The organism is Actinoplanes sp. NPDC051470 (assembly GCF_040682035.1).
Taxonomy (GTDB): Bacteria; Actinomycetota; Actinomycetes; order Mycobacteriales; family Micromonosporaceae; genus Actinoplanes.
Genome location: NZ_JBFBAA010000089.1, coordinates 1 through 1,000, shown reverse-complemented (window position 1 = coordinate 1,000; position 1,000 = coordinate 1). Strand labels below are relative to the sequence as shown.

General features: G+C 64.1%; 1 protein-coding gene. It reads left to right on the top strand.

From position 1 onward, the window contains the following. Window positions 1-224: 224 nt before the first annotated feature. A partial coding sequence (locus AB0M54_RS47900; RefSeq protein WP_364480067.1) for an IS110 family transposase occupies window positions 225-1,000 on the top strand: 776 nt, incomplete at its 3' end.

The following is a 1,000-nucleotide window of genomic DNA, read 5'->3' as shown; positions in this document are numbered from 1 at the left end:
TGTCGCCTCTGGCGAGGTGGCCCGTTCCGGGCTGAAAATGGGTGTTGGTCGCTCGCTGACGTCGTGTCTCCTTGATCCGTACGAGGTCGTGGGCTAGTCGGACGCGGGCAGTCGCGTTTGGGGCCCTTCATTGTTGCTGCGAGCACGAGAGTTAGATTCACCCTTCCTGTGGCTGCCGCGGGCGATCTTCCCGTTTGAGTTGTTGTTGTTCGGGAGGGGTGTCGGTGCTGGAACAGGCGCAGGACGTGGACGAGATCATCACGCATGTCGCGGGGCTGGATATCGGTAAGGCGTCGCTGGTGTGCTGCGCCCGGGTGCCGGATGCGGCGAAGCCGGGACGGCGGTTGCAGGAAGTGCAGACCTACGCCACGATGACTCGTTCGCTGATCGGGTTGGCCGAGCGGTTGGCGGTGCTGGGTGTGACCCGGGTGGTGATGGAAGCGACCAGTGATTACTGGAAGCCGGTGTTCTACCTGCTCGAGGCGCACGGGTTCGAGGTGTGGCTGGTGAACGCCCGTGACGTGAAGCATCTGCCGGGCCGGCCGAAGACCGACAGGCTGGACGCGGTGTGGTTGTGCAAGGTCGCCGAGCGGCAGATGATCCGGCCGAGTTTCGTACCGCCGGCGCCGATTCGGATGTTGCGGGATCTGACCCGTTACCGGGTCGATTTGATCGGCGAGGCCGGCGCGGAACGTAACCGGGCGGAGAAGCTGCTGGAGGACGCGCAGATCACGTTGTCGGTCGTGGTCAGTGATCTGTTCGGTGTGTCCGGGCGGTTGATGATGGCGGCGCTGATTGCCGGGCAGCGTGACCCGAACACTCTCGCTGAACTGGCCCGTTCCAGCCTGCGGCGCAAGATACCGGCGTTACAGGAGTCCTTGACCGGCCGTTTCACGGATCATCATGCATTCCTGCTGGGCAAGATGATCGCCCGGGTCGAGGCCATCGAGGCCGACATTCGTGAGGTCGACGCCCGGATCGAGGCGCACTTGGCCCCTTT